This window comes from Tsuneonella aeria (assembly GCF_009827495.1).
Taxonomy (GTDB): domain Bacteria; phylum Pseudomonadota; class Alphaproteobacteria; order Sphingomonadales; family Sphingomonadaceae; genus Tsuneonella; species Tsuneonella aeria.
In genome coordinates, this window is record NZ_WTZA01000001.1 from 1,050,415 (window position 1) to 1,071,624 (window position 21,210).

The window sequence follows — 21,210 nt, forward strand, 5'->3', positions numbered from 1 at the left end:
CGGGGTTCGGCCCGACCGATGCGAGCTATTTCTTCCCCACCGAAGGGCAGACCGTGAACGTCACGGCGAACTACACGGGCGAGCGGATCCAGCTCGTCACGACCGGCGGCGCCGGGTCCGCCCCTTCCGCCAGCCCGCCTGCCTACTGGAGCCGCATCAGCAACCTGACCGGCACGGTCAACAGCATCGACATCAACGTCGAAAGCTACTTCGAAAGCGCGACCGGCGACTCGTACGAATTCATCCTCAAGTCGGTGAGCCCCACGGCAATCGTGAACAACTCCACGGCCGTGGCCGGCACGTTCCGGAACGACGGGGACGATGCACGCTCCATCCAGTTCGGCACGATCACCGGCACGGCGACCGTGTACCAGGGCCCGATGCTGTCGCAATATCCTGACTATGCAGGTGCGGTGAACACGGGGCTCCAGTCGCTCTATCAGCTGGGCTATGCGCTGACGACAACGGTCACGACCCAGCTCGACGAAACCGGCCTGATGACCCCCAAGGTGACGGTGTCGCAGGGCATCGCCATGAACGGCAGCAAGATCACCGGCCTCGCCGCCGGCACGGCGGCGAGCGACGCTGTCAACAAGGGTCAGCTCGATGCCGCGATCGCCTCCATCGGCGGAGGCGGCGGCGGCGGAAGTCCGTACCTCGCGATTAACGCGAGCGGAACCGCGGCGTCTGCGACCCAGACCAACAGCATCGCCATGGGTTCGGCCGCGGCGGCGCAGGGCGTGAACAGCATGGCAATGGGCGTCGGCGCCAATGTAACGAGCGAATCCGGCACGGCCATCGGCAGCGACAGCGCCGCCGACTCCGATGCGATCGGCGCCCGCGCGGAATTCTACGCCACCGCCGTGGGAACCGACGCCAACGCCGGCGGCACCGCGGCGACCACGGTCGGCGCCGCTGCGCGCTCCGCGGGCAGTTATGCCACGTCGATCGGCTACGCCAGCTACGCCGGCGGAGTAGGCTCCACCGCAATCGGCACCAATGCCTACGCCTTGCGGACAGGTTCGGTCGCGATCGGGCTCGACGCGCAGTCGACGCACCAGAATTCCACCGCCATCGGTTCCGGCGCGCAGACGAGCGCGGACAACCAGATCGTGCTGGGCAACACGCAGACCGTGGTGAAGGTGGCCGGGATCGACGCCTCGACGGCGGCACAGGTCGGCCCGGTGGACGTGGTGACGGTCGATGCCAGCGGCACGCTCGGCCGCCAGCGCGTTGCCACGGCGCAGGAAATGCGGACCGCCGTCGAATACATCTCCGCCGTAACGGACAGCCAGTTCTCCGACCTTTCGGGCCGGGTCGCGGCGATCGACACCCGGCTCAACGGGTTCGACCAGCGGCTGAACGGGATCGAAGGCGGCGTCGCGGCCGCCATGGCGATGGGCCAGGCCAAGCTGGTGCCCGATGCCAACATCTCGATGACAGTGGCCGCCGCCACCTACGGCGGGGAACAGGGCTATGCCGGATCGATCAGCGGCCGCCTGGCGGACAAGGTCTATATCTCCGGCAGCATGTCGGGGAACACCGGCGACAAGCGCGTCGGGGGCGCCGTGTCCGCCACGTTCGGGTTCTGACGGGCAGCATCAGCGCCGGGGTGCGACAGGGACGGCACCCCGGCGCCGCCCAGCTCACGTCGCGGCCGGGCCGCCCGACGCGATCCATGTGTCGATCTTGGCCTCCAGCACGCCGAGCGGGAGGCCCGAGGTGCCCAGCACCTGGTGGTGGAACGCCTTGACGTCGAACCGTTCGCCCAGCGCGGTTTCGGCCCGTTTGCGCAGCTCCTTGATCTTGAGCTCGCCCACCTTGTAGGCCAGCGCCTGGCCCGGCATCACGATGTAGCGGTTGACTTCGCTGGTAGCGAATTCGCGCGGCTGGCCGTTGGCCACCATGTAGTCGATCGCCTGCTGGCGGCTCCACCCCTTGGCGTGCAGGCCCGTGTCCACCACCAGCCGCACTCCGCGCAGCAGTTCGCCCCCGGCCAGCGCGCCGATCCGTTCGATCGGATCGTCGTAGAGGCCCAGTTCGTAGCCCAGGCTTTCGGCGTAGAGCCCCCAGCCTTCGGAGAACGCCGTATAGCCGCCGTAGCGCAGAAACGCGGGCAGCGCGGTGTTCTCGTACGCTTCCATGATCTGGAAGTGATGCCCCGGATTGCCTTCGTGCATGTAGAGCGCGATCGTGGGCGAAACCGTGCGGTTGGCGAGATCGTACCCGCTGAAATAGAACACGCCGGGCTTGCCGGTGGCCGCGTCGCCCGGATTGTAGGACGCGGCCAGGTTGAACTTCTCGCGATACTCCTCGTACGGCCGGATTTCGAGCGGCGTGCGCGGCTGGCGGGCGAACAGGCGGTTCATCAGCGGATCGACCTTGCGGCCGATATCGTACCACGCTTCCGTCAGCGCGGCCTTGTCGCGGTAGATCGTCGGCTTGCGGTCGCCGGCCTCGGCCCTCGCCTTCGCCAGTTCCGCATTGATCCGCGCCACTTCGGACAGGCCGAGCTGGTGCACGGCTTCCGGATCGAGCGGCAGGGTGGTCATCTCCGTCACCCGGTAGCGATAGTAATCCGCCCCGCCCCGCGCGGCAGACAGGCCCACGGTATTGCGCGATTTCGGCAGGTATTCGGTGGCGAGGAACGTGCGCAGGCGCTGCAGCGCGGGCCGGATGCCCTGTTCGATGGCGGTGCGGAACTCGCTCGTCAGACGCGTGCGATCGGCCGCCGGGATCGCTTCGGGGAACTTGGCAATCGGCGTCCAGTAGGGCGTTTCCCCGGTATCGAGGTCGAGCTGGGTGTCGAGCTGCGCGATCATCGTCTCGGTGGCGATGCGCGGGTGCACCACGCCATCCGCCATGCCGGCGCGGAACCGCTCGATCGCGCGGTCGACCGCGGGGCCGAACTGGGCGTGCCGCTTCAGCGCGTTCTCATAATCCGTCACCGTGGCAAACGGCATCTGCCCGCCGGCGCTCGACAGGCGCGGATAGAAGATGTGGATGCCGGTGAAGTGATCGATCGGCAGGTTCGCCTCATACCGCAGGATGCCGGGTTCGGTCTGGGCGATGATCCGCTCCTGCCCGAAGCGGAATACGTCATAAGCGATGCGGTCGGTCGCGTTCAGGCTGCCGCGATCGAATGTGCGCAGCTCGGCAAGTGCCTGCTCCGCAGCGCGGCGATCGGCAGCGAAGGCATCGAGCGAGAACAGCGGTCCGAGCTGGTCGGCACGCGTGAAATCGCCCCGGAAGAACCCGGCGATCGGATTTCGCGCAATCGACTCGCGGTCCGTCCGTTCGAACAGTGCGTAGAGCTTCTCGTTCTGCCCGGCGGCGGGGGTAGCGGCCACCACCACCGGGGCGGTGACAGTTTCCGTCGCGGAAGGAACCGTCGCGCAGGCGGCGAGCGGAAGGGCTGCTGCTGCGCCGAGCAGCACCGAGCGAAAGGCGGTCATCGAAACTCCCTGTAAAGGCCGGGGACCGGTACGCGCCGGCTCCCTTGGGCAGGCACGGTATTTCGATGAAAAGGCGGTGCCTGTCCACCGCCCCGCGATGACGCGTCAGAAAGTGTAACCGATGCCCACCGCGGCGAACCATTGGTCCGCGCTGCCCCTCATTGCGGTGTAAGGCGTGCGCCGGGCATCGCCCAGCATGTGCGAATACCCGCCGACCAGCACCCCGGCGAGGCCGCCGTTGGCAAGGTCTCCGTCGAAGTCGAACGCGGTCAGCAAGGTAACCCCCGCCTTCGTCCAGCCGCCGCCATCGGTATCGTAAACCGGCAGGCCGCTGGCGATGCTCTGCGCGGGCGAGACAGCGTAATAGTAGTCGATGAAATCGCTGTCGGCATGTTCGGCCGAAAGCGAAAGCGATGCGGCGATGCCCCGGCTGAGCGGCGTGAAATAGGATACGCTGGGCGCGATCGTCATGCCCGAATGCGCGCCGTTGACGTCCCACAGGACGTCGGCCCCGACGCTGAGCGAGTCGTAGGGGTTGAGCAACTTGGGAAAGCTGACGCCCAGGTTGCCGCCGACTTCGATCGCGGTGTCGAGCTCGCCCGCGGCTTCCACGACCGGGTCCTTGATCTGGCGGCTGCGGTTCGTGCGGATTCGAAACGCGGGGCCGGCCGCAAATCCCATGCCCTCGGCAGGATCCGCCACCAGGTCGAGCGCGAGGCCGGCGGGGCGCGGCTGGATTCCGATGCCGCCCACTTTCCCCTGGATCAGAGGCGCGGGGTAGAACACGTAATCGTCCGAACCGTCGTAGCTGGGGCCCAAACCGCCGCCGATCCCGATCGAAACCCAGGTGTCGTCATAGACCGTATCGTTGCGTTCGACCGCCTCTGCCGGTCCCGCGGTGACCTGTTCCTCCTGCGCGAAGGCAGGCGCGGCGGCGAACGCGGCCAGCAGGCCGGCGGCGATGGCGGTGGTTCTCATGATGATTGCTATTCCCCTGATTGCGCGGGGATAACCCGCTGCGCGCCCGCGCGTTCCGCGCAGCTGCCCTACCAAGGCGATTGCCCGCGCGGGTGATGCCGCCTAGTCACACCGTCCATGACAGGGCACACGATCGATATCGCCATCGCCGGCGGCGGGCTTGCAGGCGGGCTGGTTGCGCTCGCGCTTGCCCGCACGCGGCCCGATCTGCGCATCGCGCTGGTGGAAGAGGGCGCGGCGCTGGGCGGACACCACCGGTGGAGTTGGTTCGCCAGCGACCTCGACCGCGAGGGCACCGCTCTGATGGAGGAATTCCGGATCGCGCGCTGGCAAGGCTACGCGGTGCGCTTCCCGCAATTCCCGCGCGATCTATCGACCGGATACTGCTCGCTGCACTCGGCCGACTTCGACGGGGCATTGCGCGCCGTGCTCCCGTCCGACGCCATCCGGACAGGCCGGCGGATCGCCGCGCTGGACGCGGGCGGCATCGACCTGGCAGATGGCGAACGCATCGCGGCGCGCGCGGTGATCGATGCGCGCGGCATTGCGGACGCCGCCGCGCTCACCGGCGGCTGGCAGGTATTCCTCGGCCGGCACCTCAGGACCCGGCGCCCGCACGGCGTGGACCGGCCCACGATCATGGATGCCGCCGTGGACCAGCACGGCGCTCTGCGCTTCGTCTACACCCTGCCGCTGGGCCCGGACGAACTGTTTGTGGAGGATACCTACTACGCCGATGCGCCCACGCTCAACCGTGAGGCGCTGTCCGGGCGGATCGACCGCTATTGCCAGGCGCACGGCTGGGAGGGCGAGGCGATCGACCACGAAACCGGCGTGCTTCCCGTCATCACCGGCGGCGATTTCGCGGCGTTCCAGCGCGCGCACGGCACGCCCGGTGTCGCCGCCATCGGCACGCGCGGCGGGTTCGTCCATCCGCTCACCAGCTACACCCTTCCCTTCGCGGTGGAGACCGCGCTCGCCATCGCCGGCAGCGCCGATCTTGATGGCGAGAGCCTTGCCGCGATGATCGCGGACCGGGCGCGGGAGCAGTGGCGCCGGACGGCATATTACCGCACGCTCGGCCGGATGATGTTCGGCGCCGGCGCGCCCGGCCAGCGCCGCCGCGCTTTCGCACTCGTCTACCGCCAGCCCGAACCGGTGATCGAGCGGTTCTATGCCGCCCGCTCCACGACGGCCGACCGCGCACGGATCCTGTGCGGCAAGCCGCCCGTCCCCGTGCTGGGCGCCCTGCGTGCCCTGGTGGAGCCGGGCCAGCCTCTCGCCAGGAGTGCCGCATGAACGGCGCCGACACCGGGCCCGAAGGCAAGCGCGCCTGCGTCATCGGCGCGGGCTTCGGCGGCCTGGCGCTCGCCATTCGCCTGCAATCGGCGGGCGTGCGGACGACGCTGGTGGAGGCGCGCGACAAGCCCGGTGGCCGCGGCTACTTCTGGGAGCGCGACGGCTTCACCTTCGATGCCGGCCCCACGGTCATCACAGATCCCGACTGCCTGAAGGACCTGTGGGCCCTGTCCGGACACGACATGGCGGCCGACGTCGAGCTGATGCCGGTGACCCCGTTCTACCGCCTCAACTGGCCCGACGGGACGAACTTCGACTATTCGAACGACGAGGCCCGGCTTCGCGCGGAGATCGACCGCGTGGCCCCGGGCGATTACGCCGGATACGAGGCGTTCCTGCAATATTCCGCCGGCGTGCACCAGGAAGGCTACGTCAAGCTGGGGTCGCAGCCGTTCCTTGACTTCGCCAGCATGATCAAGGCCGCGCCCAGCCTGGCGCGGTACCAGGCGTGGCGATCCGTCTATTCGATGGTTTCGAGCTACGTCCGGAGCGAGAAACTGCGCGAGGCGCTGAGCTTCCACACGCTGCTGGTCGGCGGAAACCCGATGACCACGAGCGCGATCTACGCCCTCATCCACAAGCTGGAGAAAGACGGCGGCGTGTGGTGGGCGCGCGGCGGCACGAACCGGCTGGCGGCCGCGATGGTGCGCCATTTCGAACGGCTGGGCGGCACGACCCGGATGCACGATCCGGTGGTCAAGGTGCACACGATCGGCAACCGGGCGACAGAGGTGGAGACGGCGAGCGGGTGGAAGGAACGGTTCCATGCCGTTGCCAGCAACGGCGACCTGGTGCACACCTATCGCGACCTGCTGGGCGGCACGCGGCGCGGCACGGATCATGCCGCCACGCTCGCGCGCAAGCGGTTCTCCCCCAGCCTGTTCCTCGTCCATTTCGGACTGGAGGGCACCTGGCCCGGCATTCCGCATCACATGATCCTGTTCGGCCCCCGGTACAAAGGCCTGCTGGATGACATCTACGAACACGGCGTGCTGCCGCAGGACTTCTCGATCTACCTGCACCACCCGACCGTCACCGATCCCAGCATGGCCCCGCCCGGCATGAGCACGTTCTACGCCCTAGTCCCGGTCGCACACATGGGCAAGCTGACGGTGAACTGGGACGAAGTCGGCCCCATGCTGGAACGGCGCATCCTCGACGAAGTGGGCCGCCGCCTGATCCCGGACATCCATGACCGGATCGTAACCCGGTTCCACTACGCCCCCAGCAACTTTGCCGCCGATCTCAGCGCGCACCTCGGCAGCGCCTTCAGCCTGGAGCCGGTCCTGACCCAAAGCGCCTATTTCCGCGGACACAACCGCGACGATGTCGTGAAGAACTTCTACCTCGTCGGCGCGGGCACACACCCGGGCGCCGGCATCCCCGGCGTCGTCGCCAGCGCGAAGACGACCGCGGGCCTGATGCTGGAGGATCTGGCGCAATGAAACGCCTCGCCGTCTATTGCGGGTCCGCGACGCCCGCCGATCCCCGCTACATGGAACTGGCCCGCGCGGTGGGCCAGGGGCTGGCGACACGCGGGATCGGCGTGGTCTATGGCGGCGGGCGCCTCGGCCTCATGGGCGCGGTGGCGTCCGGCGCGCTCGACGCGGGTGGCGAGGTGATCGGCGTCATTCCCCACGCGCTGGCGGGCAGCGAAGTCGCCAATCACGATTGCACCGAACTGTGCACCGTGACCGGGATGCACGAACGCAAGCAGCGCTTCACGGACCTGTCGGACGGGTTCGTCACCATTCCCGGCGGGGTCGGTACGATGGACGAATTGTGGGAAGCGGTGAGCTGGGCCCAGCTTGGCTATCACACCAAGCCGGTCGGGCTGCTCAACGCCTTCGGGTTCTACGACCACCTGATCGCCTTCAACCGCCACATGGCCGACATCGGCTTCGTGCGGCCTGCGCATCAGGGTATCATCATCGCCGACGAGACGCTGGAGGGGCTGCTGGACAAGATGGTTGCTTACGAACCGCACACGCCGATCTTCCAGATGACGGCGAGCGAGCTTTGAGGGCAATCCCGTGAGCCGCCCCCGCCGCGTCGTCCCGCGCATGCTCGCCCCGTCGCGAATCTTGCGCACTACCCCCACCCAGCCGGGCGGAGGCCGCGAGCGCGAGGACCTGATCGACCATGCCGAGGATTCGATCATTCGCGGTTCGCGGAGCTTCGCACTGGCCAGCCGCCTGTTCGATTCCGATACGCGGGACAAGGTCTGGCTGCTCTATGCCTGGTGCCGCCGCTGCGACGACCTGGCCGACAACCAGGATCATGGCGGCGACCTGGGCGAACAGGAAGGGGCCGAACGACGCATCACAGCCATCCGCCTGCTCACCGAACGCGCCATGGAAGGGCTGCCCACCGCCGACCCGGCGTTCGACGCATTCGGCCTAGTGGCGCGCGAATGCGGCCTGACGCGCGAGATGGCCGAGGATGTCATCATGGGGTTCGAACTCGACGCGATGGGCTGGCGCCCTCGCAGCGAGGCGGACCTGGCCCGGTACTGCTATCACGTCGCGGGCGCGGTGGGCGTGATGATGGCCGTGGTCATGGGCGTATCGCGCGACGATTCCTGGATGCTGGACCGCGCCTGCGACCTGGGCTTTGCGTTCCAGCTCGCCAACATCGTTCGCGACGTGTCCGAAGACGATAAGGCCGATCGCCGTTACCTCCCGCTCGAATGGATGGTGGAGGAGGATATCGAGCCGGGCATGGTGATGCATCCCCACCATCGGCAGGAGCTCGCCGATATCGCCGCGCGGCTGATAGAGCGGATGGAACGGCACGAAGCCTGGGCCAGGATGGGCGCGGCGCGGCTCCCCTTCCGCAGCCGCTGGGCGGTGCTGGCGGCGGCGCGCATCTACGGTGCGATCGGCCGCCGGGTGCGCGAGCTGGGGCCGCATGCCTGGGACCGGCGGGTCGTCATCGGCCGCGCCGGAAAGCTCCGCCATGTCGCCGCCGCGTTCGTCGAGGCGGTGAGGAACAAGCCCGAGCAGCCCGCAGAGCCGCCGCCATGGCACCGCGGCACGATCCTCATCGACGTGCGCATGTCCGGACCCATCCCGCCGCCGCCGATGGAACCGTTGCCGGACTAGAATTTCTGGTTTTTCCAAACTTCGTCATTGCGAGGAGCGCAGCGACAAAGCAATCCATGCCCGTGCGCCGCGATTTCCAACCCGCCGCCTATATCGTCGCGAACCACAAGGGCGGCACCCTTTACGTTGGCGTCACCTCCAACCTGCTAAGGCGGGCATAGGAACACCGCGAAGGAGGGATTTCCGGTTTCGCGAAACGGTAGGGCTGCAGGCGCCTTGTACGGTTCGAACTCCACGCGACCATGGGACACGCGATCCTCTGCGAGAAACAGCTCAAGGCCGGCTCACGGTCCAGGAAGATCGCTCTGCTTGAAGAGCAGAACCCGCATTGGCGCGACCTGTTCTTCGAGATCGCTGCCTGATCTGGCCGCGATGGCGGCCCATGGATTGCCCCCCGCGCCGTCCTGTTGCGGGCCCGCGAGGCCACCTACCCCCGTTGCGGTCGGCCCGCGATTTCTGAACTGCTAGGCCACAAGTCGAACCGCAAAGCGGACCGCAAGGCAAAGGATACTACGGTTGAAATTTTTTTGCAGCGCAACGATGTCACGCCTATGTGCGCCACAGCGCGCCAACCGTAGCAAGTTGCACTTGGACCGCATTTCTGAGCATCAAGTGGCCGTTGTGCTCCTCGGCACGACGGCCACGAAGGCATCGTTGTAGCTCGCAAGCTCGGAACCAGCGATGCTGGTGGTGCCGATGTCCAAGAAAAGTCTTTTCACAGACATCCCCCTCTTGTGCATTCTCGCAGCGACGGGCTCGTGTGACAATTGACTTTTGTCCCGGCATGACCGAGACTGCGCAAGTTCAGAAATCGCGGGCCAGCTGTTAACAAGCAGTTTGACTGCACCAAATAAGGGCGGGGCTACGGCCCCGTCTTCATTTCATCGCCGCCAGATTGTCCACAAGGATCCGCGGCATGTGGGGGGGTCAGATTGGGGGTCCACTTGCGCACGGCTCAGGATGGGGGATTTCCGCGCCTCTCGGCCGGGGGCTTCCTGTTATCCGCTCCATCGCCTCTGTTGCGACGTGACAATGCCGATACGCCGCAACGCGCAAGAGGCCCGCGCTCGCCCGGCAACATTGCCGCACCTTTGTAATCTGCGGCTGTCATCGCCGCGCCACCACGCAATCTGAACGCGGGGCCCACCCGCCGGGAGATATCGCTGACATGACTATCCAGATGAACCGCCGCAGCTTGCTGGGCGCGACTGCCAGCGCCATGGCGGCGCTCGCCGCCAGCGGGTGTTCCACGGCGATGATGGCCGGGCGCGGCGGGCGCGTGGGTTATGGCGCGCTGGTGCCCGATCCGGCGGGCTTTATCGACCTGCCGCAGGGCTTCACGTACCGCGTCCTGTCGAAGCTGGGCGACACGATGAGTGACGGGTTCACCGTTCCTGATGCCGCCGATGGGATGGGCTGCTTCGACATCGGCGGCGGAAAGCTGGCGCTGGTGCGCAACCACGAATGCATTCCAGGCCGCCATGACGGCGGCGGGGTGACCGGCAAGGCATATGATTATGTCGCGCGCAGCCTGGTCCCGCTGCCCGGCGGTACGACCACCATCGTCGTCGATGCGCGCACGCTGGCGGTGGAGAGGCAGTTCCGCTCGCTTGCCGGCACCATCCGAAACTGCGCAGGCGGCGTGACGCCGTGGGGAAGCTGGCTGACGTGCGAGGAAGCGGTCGTGAAGGCCGACGGCCGGATCAATCAGGATCATGGCTGGGTGTTCGAAGTGCCGGCCCGCGCCACCGGTCTCGTCGACCCCGTGCCCTTGAAGGCGATGGGACGCTTCAATCACGAGGCGGCCTGCGTCGATCCGCGCACGGGCATGGTGTACCTGACCGAGGATCGCGCAGATTCGCTGCTCTATCGTTTCATTCCCAACGTGCCGGGGCGCCTTGCGGACGGTGGACGGCTCCAGGCACTGGCCTTGACGAACGGGGTGCGCGACACGCGCAATTGGGACGGGGTCACGGTCGCCCCGCAGAGCTGGCACCCGGTGCGCTGGATCGATCTCACCAACGTGGAATCGCCGGACGACGACTTGCGCAAGGCAGGCGCCGAACGCGGCGCGGCGCTGTTCGCCCGGGGCGAAGGCATCCACATGGGCGATGGGGAGCTGTATTTCTGCTGCACTGACGGTGGCAGCGCGAAGCTTGGCCAAGTCTACCGCCTCTCGCTGGCGGACGGCGCGGACCGCCTGCAACTGTTCTTTGAATCGACCAGCCCCGATCAGTTCAATTACGGCGACAACCTGACGGTCGCACCATGGGGCGACCTGGTGGTGTGTGAAGACCAGTACAGCGATGCGGTGGACAATTACCTGCGCGGGATCACGCCCGCGGGCGTTCCATACGCGCTTGGTCGGCTGCGCGTCCAGACGGAACTTGCCGGCGCGTGCTTCAGCCCCGACGGCCGCACGCTGTTCGTCAACGCCTACAGCCCGGCAAAGACGTTCGCCATCACGGGGCCCTGGGTCTGACCTGAACCCTTGGCGTCGTTCCTCCTCGCGTTCGTGAGTGTCCTTGCCGTCTCCCTGGGCGGGAAGGATCAACTCCTTGTCGCGCGGCTTGCAGATCGCCTGGGGCGGAACGGCGGGTTGCTGGCCGTCGGTGTGCTGGCGTCACTGCTCTCCGCCTTCGCCATGGCAATCGCCGGGCTGGCGCTGGCGTTGTCCTTGCCGGAAGCGGCGGCCGACATGCTCGTCGCGCTGGCACTGCTGCTCGCCGCCGTCGAACTTGCCTGGCACCGGCAACCGCGCCTGCCGGACGAACCGACCCGTTCGCTGTTCGCGACGTGCGTGGTCCTCGTGGTCCGCCAAGTCGGCGACGCGGCCCGGTTCCTGGTGTTCGCGTTCGCCGCCGGCGGCTCGGCCTGGCTGGCCGGCGCGGGCGGGGCGCTGGGCGGAGCCGCGGCCATGGCGCTCACGGTCGCGATGGGCGAGGAGTTGCGCCGCTGGCCGCTCAGGGCGCTCCGCATCGCCCTCGCGACGATCCTCGCGATCGTGGGAATCGTCGCGGGCCTTGAAGCGCGCGGCCTGATCGGCTGAGGTCGCGCCGGCCACGCTTTGTTGCTATCGCGGGCGCGTGGACAACCTGACGATCATCGAAGGCGCCTCCGACGCCGATATCGCCCAATGGCTGGCGGGTCGCGTGCGCACCGCGTTGTCGGGCACGCCCGGTCGGGTTGCGATCACTGTCCCCGGCGGGTCCACCCCTTTCCCGATCATCGAGCGACTTGCCGCGACGGGGATCGATTGGCAGCGGGTGACAGTCTGGCCTGGCGACGACCGCGTTGTTCCGGAAGATCATCCCGCGTCCAACACCGGCCGCATTCGCGCGCTGCTGGGCCCGGCGGGTGCCGAGGTCGTGACGCTCACCGTCATGGAGCAGGTTCCCGCGTTCGCTCTCGCATGGCTGGGTATGGGAGAGGACGGCCACGTCGCCTCGCTGTTTCCATGCAGCAATCCGCGCATCGACGATACGGCGCCGGTGCGCCGGATCATGCCCGATCCCCTCCCGCCCGAGGCGCCGTTTGAGCGCATCACCCTGACCCTGCCCTCCTTGCTGTCCAGCGCGGAACTGGTCTTCGTCATCCGCGGCGAGGCCAAGCGCGCGACGTTCGACCGTGCCGCGGCGGGGGAGAGCGACGTGCCGGTCGCACGCCTGCTGCGCGCTGCCAGCCAGCCCGTCACATGCTTCGTCTGATCCCCCCGCCGGTGCACCGGCTTGCCCTGCGGGTGGCGCACCGGGTGCGGCATCGCTGGCGCCGGATGCGGCGGCGGCCGCTCGCGGGCGTGTCGGTATTCGTGACCGATCTGCAGGGCCGGCTCTTGCTGGTGCGCCACAGCTACGGTTCGGGCAGCTGGACCCTGCCCGGAGGGGGCATGAGGCGGGGCGAAGCGCCCGAAGATGCCGCGCGGCGCGAGATCGGTGAGGAAGTCGGCTGCCGGCTCGAAGGGGTGCGCATGCTCGACAAGTTGCAGGAGACGCTGTCGGGATCGCCGCACACGGCATGGCTGGTTGCCGGCAGGACTCAGGATTGTCCGCGGCCTGACCGGCGCGAGGTCGTGGAGGCGCGGTTTTTCCCGACGCATTCGCTGCCGGAACCGCTCGCCGTGCTCGCCCGCAACCGGATCGAGGCCTGGCGCGGCAAGCTTCGCTAGAGCAGGCGCAGCTGCGCCGTATCGGGCGCACCCCCCGGCTCGTCCGCGCGGTCAAGGTTCGACAAGGTCAGGCCCATGAGCCGGATCGGCAGTGGCAGGGGCAGCGATTCATCGAGCAGGGACCGCGCGGCTTCTGCGAATGCCGCCTTCGAGCCGACGGAGCGTGGCAATGACCGGGCCCGGGTGGTGATCTGGAAGTCGGTGTACTTCATCTTCAGGGTGACCGTTCGGCCGCTCGCCTGGTTGCGCTCGATCCGGTCCCACACGATCTCGATGATGTTTTCCAGCGTTTCGCGCAGCACCGCGCCGCTGGAGATATCCTCGCCAAACGTCCGTTCACCGCCCACGGACTTGCGGATGCGGTTGGCGCGCACCGGGCGAAGGTCGACTCCCCGCGCTGCGCGATAGAGATAGTCGGCGCGGCTGCCGAAATGGGCGCGAAGCCAGGGCAAGTCTTTCGCAGCGAGATCGGCGCCGGTTTCGATTCCCAGCCGCGTCATCTTCTCCGCGCCCCTGGGCCCGACGCCGTGGAACCGACGGATCGGCATGGCCCGGGCGAATGCCGCGCCCTCGCCCGGGCGGATCACGCACAGGCCGTCGGGCTTGTTCTGGTCACTGGCGAGCTTTGCCAGAAACTTGTTGTAGCTGACCCCGGCGCTGGCCGTGAGACGGGTCGTCTCGCGAATGCGCCGGCGGATTTCCTGGGCGATGCGGGTCGCGCTGCCGATGCCTTTGAGATCGTCGGTGACGTCGAGGTAGGCCTCGTCCAGGCTCAGCGGCTCCACGAAAGGGGTGTAGTCGTGGAAGATCGCGCGGATCTGCTCTGATACCTCGCGGTACACGTCGAACCGGCCCTTGCAGAAGATGAGATCGGGGCACAGCCGCCGCGCGGTGATCGATGGCATCGCGCTCCTGACCCCGAACACGCGCGCTTCGTAGCTGGCGGCGGCCACGACGCCCCGGCCCGAACTGCCGCCCACAGCCACCGGCTTGCCGCGCAGCTCGGGATTGTCGCGCTGCTCCACGCTGGCGAAGAAGGCGTCCATGTCCACGTGGACGATCTTGCGCAGGCCCTGCGTCTCGTCATCGCCTTCGGTGTCATGGTCCTCGCTCACGGCGCCTTCCGATAAAGGCTCGCTGCGGCGCGGAAAAGCGGTTGCATTGCATCGGTGGCAATTCGGAACTGGCAATGCGCGGGCGCGAGGTTCAATAGCCCTGCCATGCATGGCCCCGTAAACCCAGCCGAAGAACGCAGCTTCGCCGCGATGAGCGAGCGAAGGCTCGTGTTCATGATGGCCGCGTTGATGAGCCTCCAGGCGCTGGGAATCGACGCGATGCTGCCGGCGCTGGGCATGATCGGCGACGATCTGGGGGCGGCGGGGAACCAGCGGCAATATGTCGTCGGGGCCTATCTCCTCGGCTCGGGGCTCGGGGCGCTCGCGCCGGGCGTGCTGGCGGATCGCTTCGGACGGCGGCCCGTGCTGCTGGGTTCCATCCTCATCTATGCCGTGCTGTCGATCGCCTGCGCGTTCGTGACCCGGTTCGATTTGCTGATCGCCGTTCGGATGATCCAGGCGTTTCTCACCGCCGGTCTTTCGGTGCTACCGGCGGCGATCATCCGCGACCGGGTGGGGGGCGATCGCATGGCGCGGATGATGTCCACCATCATGATGGTGTTCATGGTCGTGCCCGTGCTCGCGCCGTTCCTGGGTCAGACAGTGCTGCTGTTCGCCGGCTGGCGGTGGATATTCGTGATGATGGCCGGGCTCGCCGCAGCCATCGGGCTGTGGACCTGGCGCGGCCTGCCCGAGAGTCTCCACGCGGAGGACCGACAGCGAATCGCGCTGGTGCCCGTGTTCCGGAACATGCGCGAAGCATTCGCCCGGCGCGACGTGATCGGGTACGTGGTCGGGTCGTCGCTGGTGTTCGGGGCCTTGTTCGGGTTCCTCAATTCCGCGCAGCAACTCGTCACCGACACGTTCGGCATGGGCCCCTATTTCCCGTTCATCTTCGGGGGCGCGGCCGCGGGCATGGCTGTCAGCAACTTCTTCAATTCGCGCATCGTCGAACGCTTCGGCGCGCGGCGGGTGTCGCATACGGCGCTGCTGGCGTTCATCGCGGTGTCGGTGTTGCAGGTCCTGGCGGCGAGCAGCGGGGACGAGAAGCTGTGGCAGTTCCTTCCGCTGATGGCGACGAACATGGCGCTGCTGGGTTTCGTGGGCGCGAACTTCGGGTCGATCTCGATGCAGCCGTTCCAGCATATCGCGGGTTCGGCATCCTCGGCGCAGTCGTTTTTACGCATGGTCACGTCGGCGGTGCTGGGCGCGATCATCGGCCAGGCATTCGACGGGACGGCGCGCCCGCTCGCTTGGGCGCTGCTGATCGCGGGGGTCGTGAGCCTGGTGCTGGTGCTCTACAGCGAGAACGGCAAGCTGTTCCGCCGCCTCCACCCGCGGGGCTCGGCGACCTGACGCCGCCCCTGCAAAGAGAATTCTCTTTCGCGCGTTTTGTTATTGAGTTGCCGCTTCCACAACCGCGAGACGCGTCTCCACTTGAACCTGGTCGCCCGCGCCGACCGAAAGTTCAGCCACGGTGCCGTCAAACGGCGCGGTGAGCGCGTGCTCCATCTTCATCGCTTCGAGCACCATGAGCCGCTGCCCGGCGGTGACGGCGTCCCCTTGCGCGACATCGACCGCGATCACCTTGCCCGGCATGGGCGCGATGATCTCGCCATCGTGGGCGGAATGGTGGCCGCCCGCATAGTGGCGGTCGCCCGCCACCCGGAAGGCCGCGCCGTCTTCGAAGAAAGTCTGCGTTCCGCCGTCGGTAACGATCGTGCGGGCATAGCCACGCCATACATCTGCATCATCCAGTTCCACCGTGACGGGTTCGCCGTCGATGCGTAGCCTGACCGCGTAATCCGGTTCGCGGTTCAGGCGGAAACCGCGCAGGGTCTGGAGCATGGACCGGTGCGGGCCGGCCAAGGGCGCAGTAACCAGTTCGTCCGCCGCCGCCTGCAGCAGGTCCGCCGACGGGGTCGGCGGCGCGATCAGCCGGTCCTGATTGTCGCCGATGAAGCCCGTGCTGAGATCGCCGTTCCGGAACGATGGCTCTTCGAGCAGCCGCACAAGGAACCATGCGTTCGTCCTGACCGGTTCGATCTCCACCGACCGGCAGGCTTCCGACAGGGCATCGATCGCCTCTTCGCGGTCGTCGCCCCAGGCGATCAGCTTGGCGACCATCGGATCGTAGAACGGCGAGATTTCGTCCCCTTCCTCGACCCCGGTATCCACGCGGTCGCCGGCAAGGACGAAGTGATCCAGCGGTCCGATGCTCGGCAGGAAGCCCTTCGCCGGATCCTCCGCATAGAGCCGCGCCTCGATCGCGTGGCCGTTGATGGCGAGCTCGTCCTGCCTGCGGGGCAACGGCTCTCCGCTCGCGACGCGCAGCTGCCATTCGACGAGGTCCACGCGGGTGATCTCCTCGGTCACCGGGTGCTCCACCTGCAGGCGCGTGTTCATTTCCATGAAGAAGATGCGGTCGGCGCGGAGGCCTTCGCTGGCGTCGGCAATGAATTCGATCGTGCCCGCGCCTTCGTAATCCACCGCCTTCGCGGCACGGACGGCGGCGGCGCAGATCGCTTCGCGCGTGGCGGCGTCCATGCCGGGGGCGGGGGCTTCCTCGATCACCTTCTGGTGGCGGCGCTGCAATGAGCAGTCGCGTTCGAACAGATGGACGACGTTGCCGTGGGCATCGCCGAACACCTGCACCTCGATATGGCGGGGCGAGGTGATCCACTTCTCCAGCAGCACCTGGTCGTTGCCGAAGCTCGCCGTCGCCTCGCGCCGGCAGCTTTGCAGCATGGCGTCGAAATCGGCCGCATCGTCGACCTTGCGCATCCCCTTGCCGCCGCCACCCGCAACGGCCTTGATGAGCACGGGGTAGCCGATCGCGTCCGCCTCGGCCTTCAGCCGCGCGTCCGACTGGTCGTCACCCAGGTATCCGGGCGTGACGGGCACGCCGGCGGCGATCATCCGCTCCTTCGCCGCATCCTTGAGGCCCATCGCCTCGATGCTTTCGGGCTTCGGGCCGACCCAGATCAGGCCCGCCGCGATCACCTTGCGTGCGAAGTCCGCGTTCTCGCTCAGGAAGCCATAGCCGGGATGGATCGCATCCGCCCCCTTTTCCCTGGCCGCGGCGATGATCCGGTCGCCGAGGAGGTAGCTTTCGGCCGCGGGCGATGGGCCGATGTGCACCGCTTCGTCGGCCCTACGCACGTGGAGCGCCCGCGCGTCGGCATCGGAATAGACCGCGACCGTGGCAATCCCCATCCCGCGCGCGGTGCGGATTATGCGGCAGGCGATTTCGCCGCGATTGGCGATCAGGAGCTTGGTGATCATGCACGCCCGCTAGCCCATCCTCCGCGCCATTGCGAGAAGCCCTGTGAAGGGGAGTGCTGCGCGGCGGTGCGCCTTGCCCTGGCGTTGAACACCGAACTCCGTCATCGCGAGCCGCCGCAGGCGCCGGTCCGTTGGGTCGTCTTGCCTAGCAGTTCAGAAATCGCGGGCCCACCGCGACCTTTTGATCGAATGCATTCCGGCTCATGATACCTAACCGTTCGAAAGCCATTCGATGTCGGCACCGTGCGGGTGCGACCAGGCGAGTTGACGCGCCGCTTCGCCCCCCGGCCAGTAGCGAACCTTCAACGCGTGGCGATGCACCGTGCGATCCGCCTCGAGCGCGATCCACGCCAGCGGACGTTCTGCGGTCGCCCGCTCGCCCGCCGCCTCCATCGCCGCAGTCACTCGCGCCTGCTGGTCCTTGGGCACGTATTGCCAGACGATCGAGTGCATCAGAACCCGCGTGGTCCGGGAATCCTGCGGCTTGGCCAGCTCCGCCTCGACGAATTGCGCGGCGTTCATCTGGGCCAGGTCAGGCGCACGATCCTTGGCAGCGGCAATCGCGGCGTCCATCCGTTGGAACCGCACCGTGTGTTCGGGCCAGATATACGCCCGGAGCCTGAGCGCCTGATCGGGATCCGTCAGGTCCACCGGTGCGACATCGCAGCCCTTGAGGGCCGCGAAGCTGACCGGGCGGTCCGGCGGAGGCGCACCATGCCACTCGGGTGCGAACGCCATTACAGGATCGGCGGCGCCAGCGTGCACGCCGCCGAGATTGTAGGTATAGCGGTCCATCATCAGGTTGATCCCCGCCGACGATCCGATCTCCAGGCACTCGTATCGCGCCGGCAGTCCGCGGTCTGCCAGCCACAGCATGGCCGCCATGAAACTTGCCGAGCGGCCCGCCTCGTTCGTCTGCGGCGGGCCGTCCAGCCAGGGGAGCAGCGCCGCTTCGTGGTTGGCGATCGCACCGCCGATCAGGTCGATGTCGTCCGCCGGTTCGCCCCGATAGATCGCGCCCAGCGCGCGTTCAGTATCCGCCAGCCGCAAGGCATGAATGCCGCCCGCGGCGCGTAGCGGCAGCGCGTCGGCGAGCGGCGCGCCCTCCCATCGGCGAATGCGATCAAGGAATGCGCCGGGAACGCCGCCTTCCACCAACGTGCCCAGCGCCTGGACGACGCGCGCGGTGATGGGCGCCCGTGCCTTGGCGCAATAGGCGACCTGGTTGGCGAAAGCCTGCGCGACCGCGCCCTCCCCCCGGGTGTCCATGTCAACGATAGCGTCCCGTGATTTGCCGTCGGCCATATGCGTTGCCCTTTCGCCCGGCGAACCCTAATGCGCCCGCGATGACCAGCCCCATGACATTCGCCGTGCCGAAGGGGCGCATCCTGGACGAGGCGCTCCCCCTGATGGCGCGTGCCGGTGTCGTGCCCGAAGCGGGCTTCCACGACAAGCGCGACCGTCGACTGGCATTCGCGTGCGAGGATCCCGGATACCGCGTCATCCGCGTGCGCGCGTTCGATGTCGCCACGTTCGTCGCCCATGGCGCGGCGCAGGCCGGCATCGTTGGGTCTGACGTTATCGAGGAATTCGATTATTCGGACCTCTATGCCCCGGTTGACCTACAGATCGGCCACTGCCGTCTGTCCGTGGCCGAACCGGTCCCGGGAGCGGCTTTGCCACGCGTAGCAAGCCACATTCGCGTCGCCACGAAGTACCCGAACACCACCCGCCGCTATTTCGAAGCGCACGGCGTGCAGGCCGAATGCGTGAAACTCAATGGGGCAATGGAAATCGCCCCTGAACTCGGTCTCGCCAGCCGGATCGTGGACCTGGTGTCGAGTGGCCAGACGCTGAAGGACAACGGGCTGGCCGAAACCGCACGGATCATGGACGTGACCGCCCGCCTGATCGTCAACCGCGCCGCACTCAAGACCGATGCACGCGTGGCCGCGCTGGTGGAGCGGTTCCGGGAACTTGTCGCGTGAGGCTGCTGCGGACGACCGATCCCGACTTCGATGTCCGGTTCCGCCGCATCGTCGATGACCGGCGGGAAAGCGATACGGATGTCGCTTCCGACGTCTCGGCCATCATTGCGCGGGTGAAGGCACGGGGCGACGAGGCCCTTGCCGAATACACGCAGCGGTTCGACGATCACCAACTCACCGACGATGCCGACTGGCGCATTTCGCCAGAGGACTGCCGCGCCGCGTTCGACGGACTGGACACGGCGTTGCGTGACGCGCTGTCGCTGGCAGCGGACCGCATCCGTGCTTTTCATCTGAAGCAGCGCCCCGCCGATAGCGACGAAATCGACGACGCCGGCGTGCGCCTCGGCGCCCGGTGGCGGGCGGTGGACGCCGCAGGGCTGTACGTTCCGGGTGGGCGGGCGGCCTATCCCTCGTCGCTGCTGATGAACGCGATCCCCGCCCGGGTTGCGGGCGTTGAGCGTCTGGTCGTCGTCACCCCCACCCCCAAGGGCAAGGTCAACCCTCTTGTGCTCGCGGCAGCGCATCTTGCCGGCGTGGACGAAATCTGGCGCATCGGCGGCGCACAGGCGATCGCCGCGCTGGCCCACGGCACAGGCCGCATTCGCAAGGTCGACGTCATCACCGGTCCCGGCAACGCCTGGGTGGCCGAGGCAAAACGCCAGCTGTTCGGCGTCGTCGGCATCGACATGGTCGCCGGGCCGAGCGAAATCCTGGTGATCGCCGATGGCATGAACGACCCCGACTGGATCGCTGCCGATCTCCTGAGCCAGGCGGAACACGATCCGGACGCGCAGGCCATCCTCATCACTGACAGCGAGGCCTTTGCCGATCAGGTGGAAGATCGTGTGGACGTGCAGTGCGCCATGCTGTCCACCGGCAAGGTCGCCCGGCGCAGCTGGGACGATCACGGGGTGATGATCGTGGTCGAGAAACTGGAGGAGGCGATCGGCCTCGCCAACGCGCTCGCTGCGGAACACGTGGAGCTCGCCGTGGACGATCCCGAACCGTTCCTGGACGGCATCCGCCACGCCGGCAGCGTGTTCGCGGGCCGCCTGGCGCCCGAAGCGGTGGGCGATTATGTCGCGGGGCCCAACCATGTCCTGCCCACCGGTCGCCGCGCACGTTTTGCCAGCGGGCTTTCGGTGCTCGACTTCATGAAGCGGACCAGCTTCATCGCGCTCGACGACGCATCCTTCGCGCGGATCGGGCCCGCGGCCGCGGCGCTCGCCCATGCCGAAGGCCTGCCCGCTCACGCTCACTCGATCGAGGTACGCCTGAAATGACAGCTTCCCCTCGCAGCCAGGCGCGCTCGGCCGCTCGCCTCGCCGCCGTGCAGGCTCTTTACCAGCAACGCATGGAAGGTACCCCCACCGCGCGCCTGATAGACGAATTTCACCAGCACCGCCTCGGCGCCGAGATCGACGGGACGGAATTCGTCGACGCGGAAGTGGATTTCTTCGACGACCTGGTCCGCGGTACCCTGGCGCGTTCGGACGAGATCGACGACCTGCTGACCGCTCGCCTGGCAAAGAACTGGACGCTGGCCCGGCTCGACAAGACGATGCTGCAGATCCTGCGCGCAGGGAGCTACGAGCTGATCGCCCGTCAGGACGTGCCCGTCGCCGCCGCGATCAGCGAATGGGTGGACGTGGCCAAGGCCTTCTTCGACGACCGCGAAGCCAAGTTCGTCAACGGTGTCCTCGACGCGGTGGCGAAAAGTGTGCGCTGAGCGCGCCTCGGACACGCCGCCTGGCCAAC

At 67.6% G+C, this 21,210-nt stretch carries 19 protein-coding genes; 14 read left to right on the forward strand and 5 right to left on the reverse strand.

What is annotated here, in order from left to right; translation table 11 throughout:
- Positions 1–53: 53 nt before the first annotated feature.
- Entirely contained in the window at positions 54–1,592 is a 1,539-nt protein-coding gene (locus tag GRI40_RS05170; protein WP_160610354.1) for a YadA-like family protein, read from the forward strand.
- Positions 1,593–1,646: 54 nt separating this feature from the next.
- On the opposite strand, the gene GRI40_RS05175 is transcribed toward GRI40_RS05170, so the two are convergent.
- Both GRI40_RS05175 and GRI40_RS05180 read right to left on the reverse strand, forming a co-directional pair.
- The gene (locus GRI40_RS05175) at positions 1,647–3,455 is read right to left on the reverse strand and encodes a DUF885 domain-containing protein (RefSeq protein WP_160610355.1); all 1,809 of its coding nucleotides are present in this window, start codon (positions 3,453–3,455) and stop codon (positions 1,647–1,649) included.
- A gap of 105 nt (positions 3,456–3,560) precedes the next feature.
- Positions 3,561–4,433, reverse strand: a complete 873-nt coding sequence (locus GRI40_RS05180) for a MipA/OmpV family protein (protein ID WP_160610356.1) — start codon at positions 4,431–4,433, stop codon at positions 3,561–3,563.
- Between the two features lie 117 nt (positions 4,434–4,550).
- On the opposite strand from GRI40_RS05180, the gene crtY reads away from it, so the two are divergent.
- From crtY to GRI40_RS05225, 9 genes are all read left to right on the forward strand, one after another.
- Complete coding sequence (gene crtY / locus GRI40_RS05185; RefSeq protein WP_160610357.1) at positions 4,551–5,732, forward strand: lycopene beta-cyclase CrtY; 1,182 nt, start codon at positions 4,551–4,553, stop codon at positions 5,730–5,732.
- Positions 5,729–7,237 (forward strand): phytoene desaturase, encoded by a 1,509-nt coding sequence (locus tag GRI40_RS05190; protein WP_160610358.1) that lies wholly within the window; start codon positions 5,729–5,731, stop codon positions 7,235–7,237. Before crtY ends, GRI40_RS05190 begins: the two co-directional genes overlap by 4 nt.
- The gene (locus GRI40_RS05195; protein WP_160610359.1) at positions 7,234–7,815 is read left to right on the forward strand and encodes an LOG family protein; all 582 of its coding nucleotides are present in this window, start codon (positions 7,234–7,236) and stop codon (positions 7,813–7,815) included. The genes GRI40_RS05190 and GRI40_RS05195 overlap by 4 nt, the downstream gene beginning before the upstream one ends.
- 40 nt (positions 7,816–7,855) lie before the next feature.
- The gene (locus GRI40_RS05200; protein ID WP_160611430.1) at positions 7,856–8,896 is read left to right on the forward strand and encodes a phytoene/squalene synthase family protein; all 1,041 of its coding nucleotides are present in this window, start codon (positions 7,856–7,858) and stop codon (positions 8,894–8,896) included.
- Positions 8,897–9,138: 242 nt separating this feature from the next.
- Positions 9,139–9,258 carry a GIY-YIG nuclease family protein gene (locus GRI40_RS14195; RefSeq protein WP_474104389.1) on the forward strand — a complete coding sequence of 40 codons (120 nt, stop codon included), beginning with the start codon at positions 9,139–9,141 and terminating at the stop codon, positions 9,256–9,258.
- An 806-nt stretch (positions 9,259–10,064) separates the two neighbouring features.
- Positions 10,065–11,378, forward strand: coding sequence for an alkaline phosphatase PhoX (locus GRI40_RS05210; protein ID WP_202390138.1), 1,314 nt, complete (start codon positions 10,065–10,067; stop codon positions 11,376–11,378).
- 9 nt (positions 11,379–11,387) lie between these two features.
- Positions 11,388–11,945: a hypothetical protein gene (locus tag GRI40_RS05215; protein ID WP_160610360.1), complete on the forward strand. Its 558-nt coding sequence runs from the start codon at positions 11,388–11,390 to the stop codon at positions 11,943–11,945.
- Between the two features lie 37 nt (positions 11,946–11,982).
- Positions 11,983–12,603, forward strand: a complete 621-nt coding sequence (locus GRI40_RS05220; protein ID WP_160610361.1) for a 6-phosphogluconolactonase — start codon at positions 11,983–11,985, stop codon at positions 12,601–12,603.
- A complete protein-coding gene (locus GRI40_RS05225) occupies positions 12,591–13,061 on the forward strand; it encodes an NUDIX domain-containing protein (protein ID WP_160610362.1) in 471 nt (156 codons plus the stop codon). Before GRI40_RS05220 ends, GRI40_RS05225 begins: the two co-directional genes overlap by 13 nt.
- On the opposite strand, the gene dinB is transcribed toward GRI40_RS05225, so the two are convergent.
- Positions 13,058–14,176 carry a DNA polymerase IV gene (gene dinB / locus GRI40_RS05230; protein ID WP_337190498.1) on the reverse strand — a complete coding sequence of 373 codons (1,119 nt, stop codon included), beginning with the start codon at positions 14,174–14,176 and terminating at the stop codon, positions 13,058–13,060. The two genes, GRI40_RS05225 and dinB, sit on opposite strands and share 4 nt — an antisense overlap.
- 105 nt (positions 14,177–14,281) lie before the next feature.
- On the opposite strand from dinB, the gene GRI40_RS05235 reads away from it, so the two are divergent.
- Positions 14,282–15,532, forward strand: a complete 1,251-nt coding sequence (locus GRI40_RS05235) for a multidrug effflux MFS transporter (protein ID WP_160610364.1) — start codon at positions 14,282–14,284, stop codon at positions 15,530–15,532.
- A 39-nt stretch (positions 15,533–15,571) separates the two neighbouring features.
- Here the strand turns inward: GRI40_RS05235 and GRI40_RS05240 are convergent, their stop codons facing one another.
- Both GRI40_RS05240 and GRI40_RS05245 read right to left on the reverse strand, forming a co-directional pair.
- Positions 15,572–17,461 (reverse strand): acetyl/propionyl/methylcrotonyl-CoA carboxylase subunit alpha, encoded by a 1,890-nt coding sequence (locus tag GRI40_RS05240; RefSeq protein ID WP_160610365.1) that lies wholly within the window; start codon positions 17,459–17,461, stop codon positions 15,572–15,574.
- A gap of 210 nt (positions 17,462–17,671) precedes the next feature.
- Positions 17,672–18,730 carry a DUF2332 domain-containing protein gene (locus GRI40_RS05245; RefSeq protein ID WP_237488999.1) on the reverse strand — a complete coding sequence of 353 codons (1,059 nt, stop codon included), beginning with the start codon at positions 18,728–18,730 and terminating at the stop codon, positions 17,672–17,674.
- A gap of 77 nt (positions 18,731–18,807) precedes the next feature.
- On the opposite strand from GRI40_RS05245, the gene hisG reads away from it, so the two are divergent.
- From hisG to nusB, 3 genes are read left to right on the forward strand one after another with little or no spacing between them, the layout of a single operon-like run.
- Positions 18,808–19,449, forward strand: a complete 642-nt coding sequence (hisG, locus tag GRI40_RS05250) for an ATP phosphoribosyltransferase (protein ID WP_160610367.1) — start codon at positions 18,808–18,810, stop codon at positions 19,447–19,449.
- Positions 19,446–20,735, forward strand: coding sequence for a histidinol dehydrogenase (hisD, locus tag GRI40_RS05255; protein WP_337190499.1), 1,290 nt, complete (start codon positions 19,446–19,448; stop codon positions 20,733–20,735). Before hisG ends, hisD begins: the two co-directional genes overlap by 4 nt.
- On the forward strand, positions 20,732–21,181 hold the full coding sequence (gene nusB, locus GRI40_RS05260; RefSeq protein ID WP_160610368.1) for a transcription antitermination factor NusB: 450 nt from the start codon (positions 20,732–20,734) through the stop codon (positions 21,179–21,181). The genes hisD and nusB overlap by 4 nt, the downstream gene beginning before the upstream one ends.
- Positions 21,182–21,210 lie beyond the last annotated feature (29 nt).

Coding starts and splice junctions, on each gene's coding strand:
- GRI40_RS05175 (WP_160610355.1), bottom strand. CDS start 3,455: ATGACCGCCTTTCGCTCGGTGCTGCTCGGCGCAGCAGCAGCCCTTCCG.
- GRI40_RS05180 (WP_160610356.1), bottom strand. CDS start 4,433: ATGAGAACCACCGCCATCGCCGCCGGCCTGCTGGCCGCGTTCGCCGCC.
- crtY (WP_160610357.1), top strand. CDS start 4,551: ATGACAGGGCACACGATCGATATCGCCATCGCCGGCGGCGGGCTTGCA.
- GRI40_RS05190 (WP_160610358.1), top strand. CDS start 5,729: ATGAACGGCGCCGACACCGGGCCCGAAGGCAAGCGCGCCTGCGTCATC.
- GRI40_RS05195 (WP_160610359.1), top strand. CDS start 7,234: ATGAAACGCCTCGCCGTCTATTGCGGGTCCGCGACGCCCGCCGATCCC.
- GRI40_RS05200 (WP_160611430.1), top strand. CDS start 7,856: ATGCTCGCCCCGTCGCGAATCTTGCGCACTACCCCCACCCAGCCGGGC.
- GRI40_RS14195 (WP_474104389.1), top strand. CDS start 9,139: ATGGGACACGCGATCCTCTGCGAGAAACAGCTCAAGGCCGGCTCACGG.
- GRI40_RS05210 (WP_202390138.1), top strand. CDS start 10,065: ATGACTATCCAGATGAACCGCCGCAGCTTGCTGGGCGCGACTGCCAGC.
- GRI40_RS05225 (WP_160610362.1), top strand. CDS start 12,591: ATGCTTCGTCTGATCCCCCCGCCGGTGCACCGGCTTGCCCTGCGGGTG.
- GRI40_RS05235 (WP_160610364.1), top strand. CDS start 14,282: ATGCATGGCCCCGTAAACCCAGCCGAAGAACGCAGCTTCGCCGCGATG.
- GRI40_RS05240 (WP_160610365.1), bottom strand. CDS start 17,461: ATGATCACCAAGCTCCTGATCGCCAATCGCGGCGAAATCGCCTGCCGC.
- GRI40_RS05245 (WP_237488999.1), bottom strand. CDS start 18,730: ATGGACACCCGGGGGGAGGGCGCGGTCGCGCAGGCTTTCGCCAACCAG.
- hisG (WP_160610367.1), top strand. CDS start 18,808: ATGACCAGCCCCATGACATTCGCCGTGCCGAAGGGGCGCATCCTGGAC.
- nusB (WP_160610368.1), top strand. CDS start 20,732: ATGACAGCTTCCCCTCGCAGCCAGGCGCGCTCGGCCGCTCGCCTCGCC.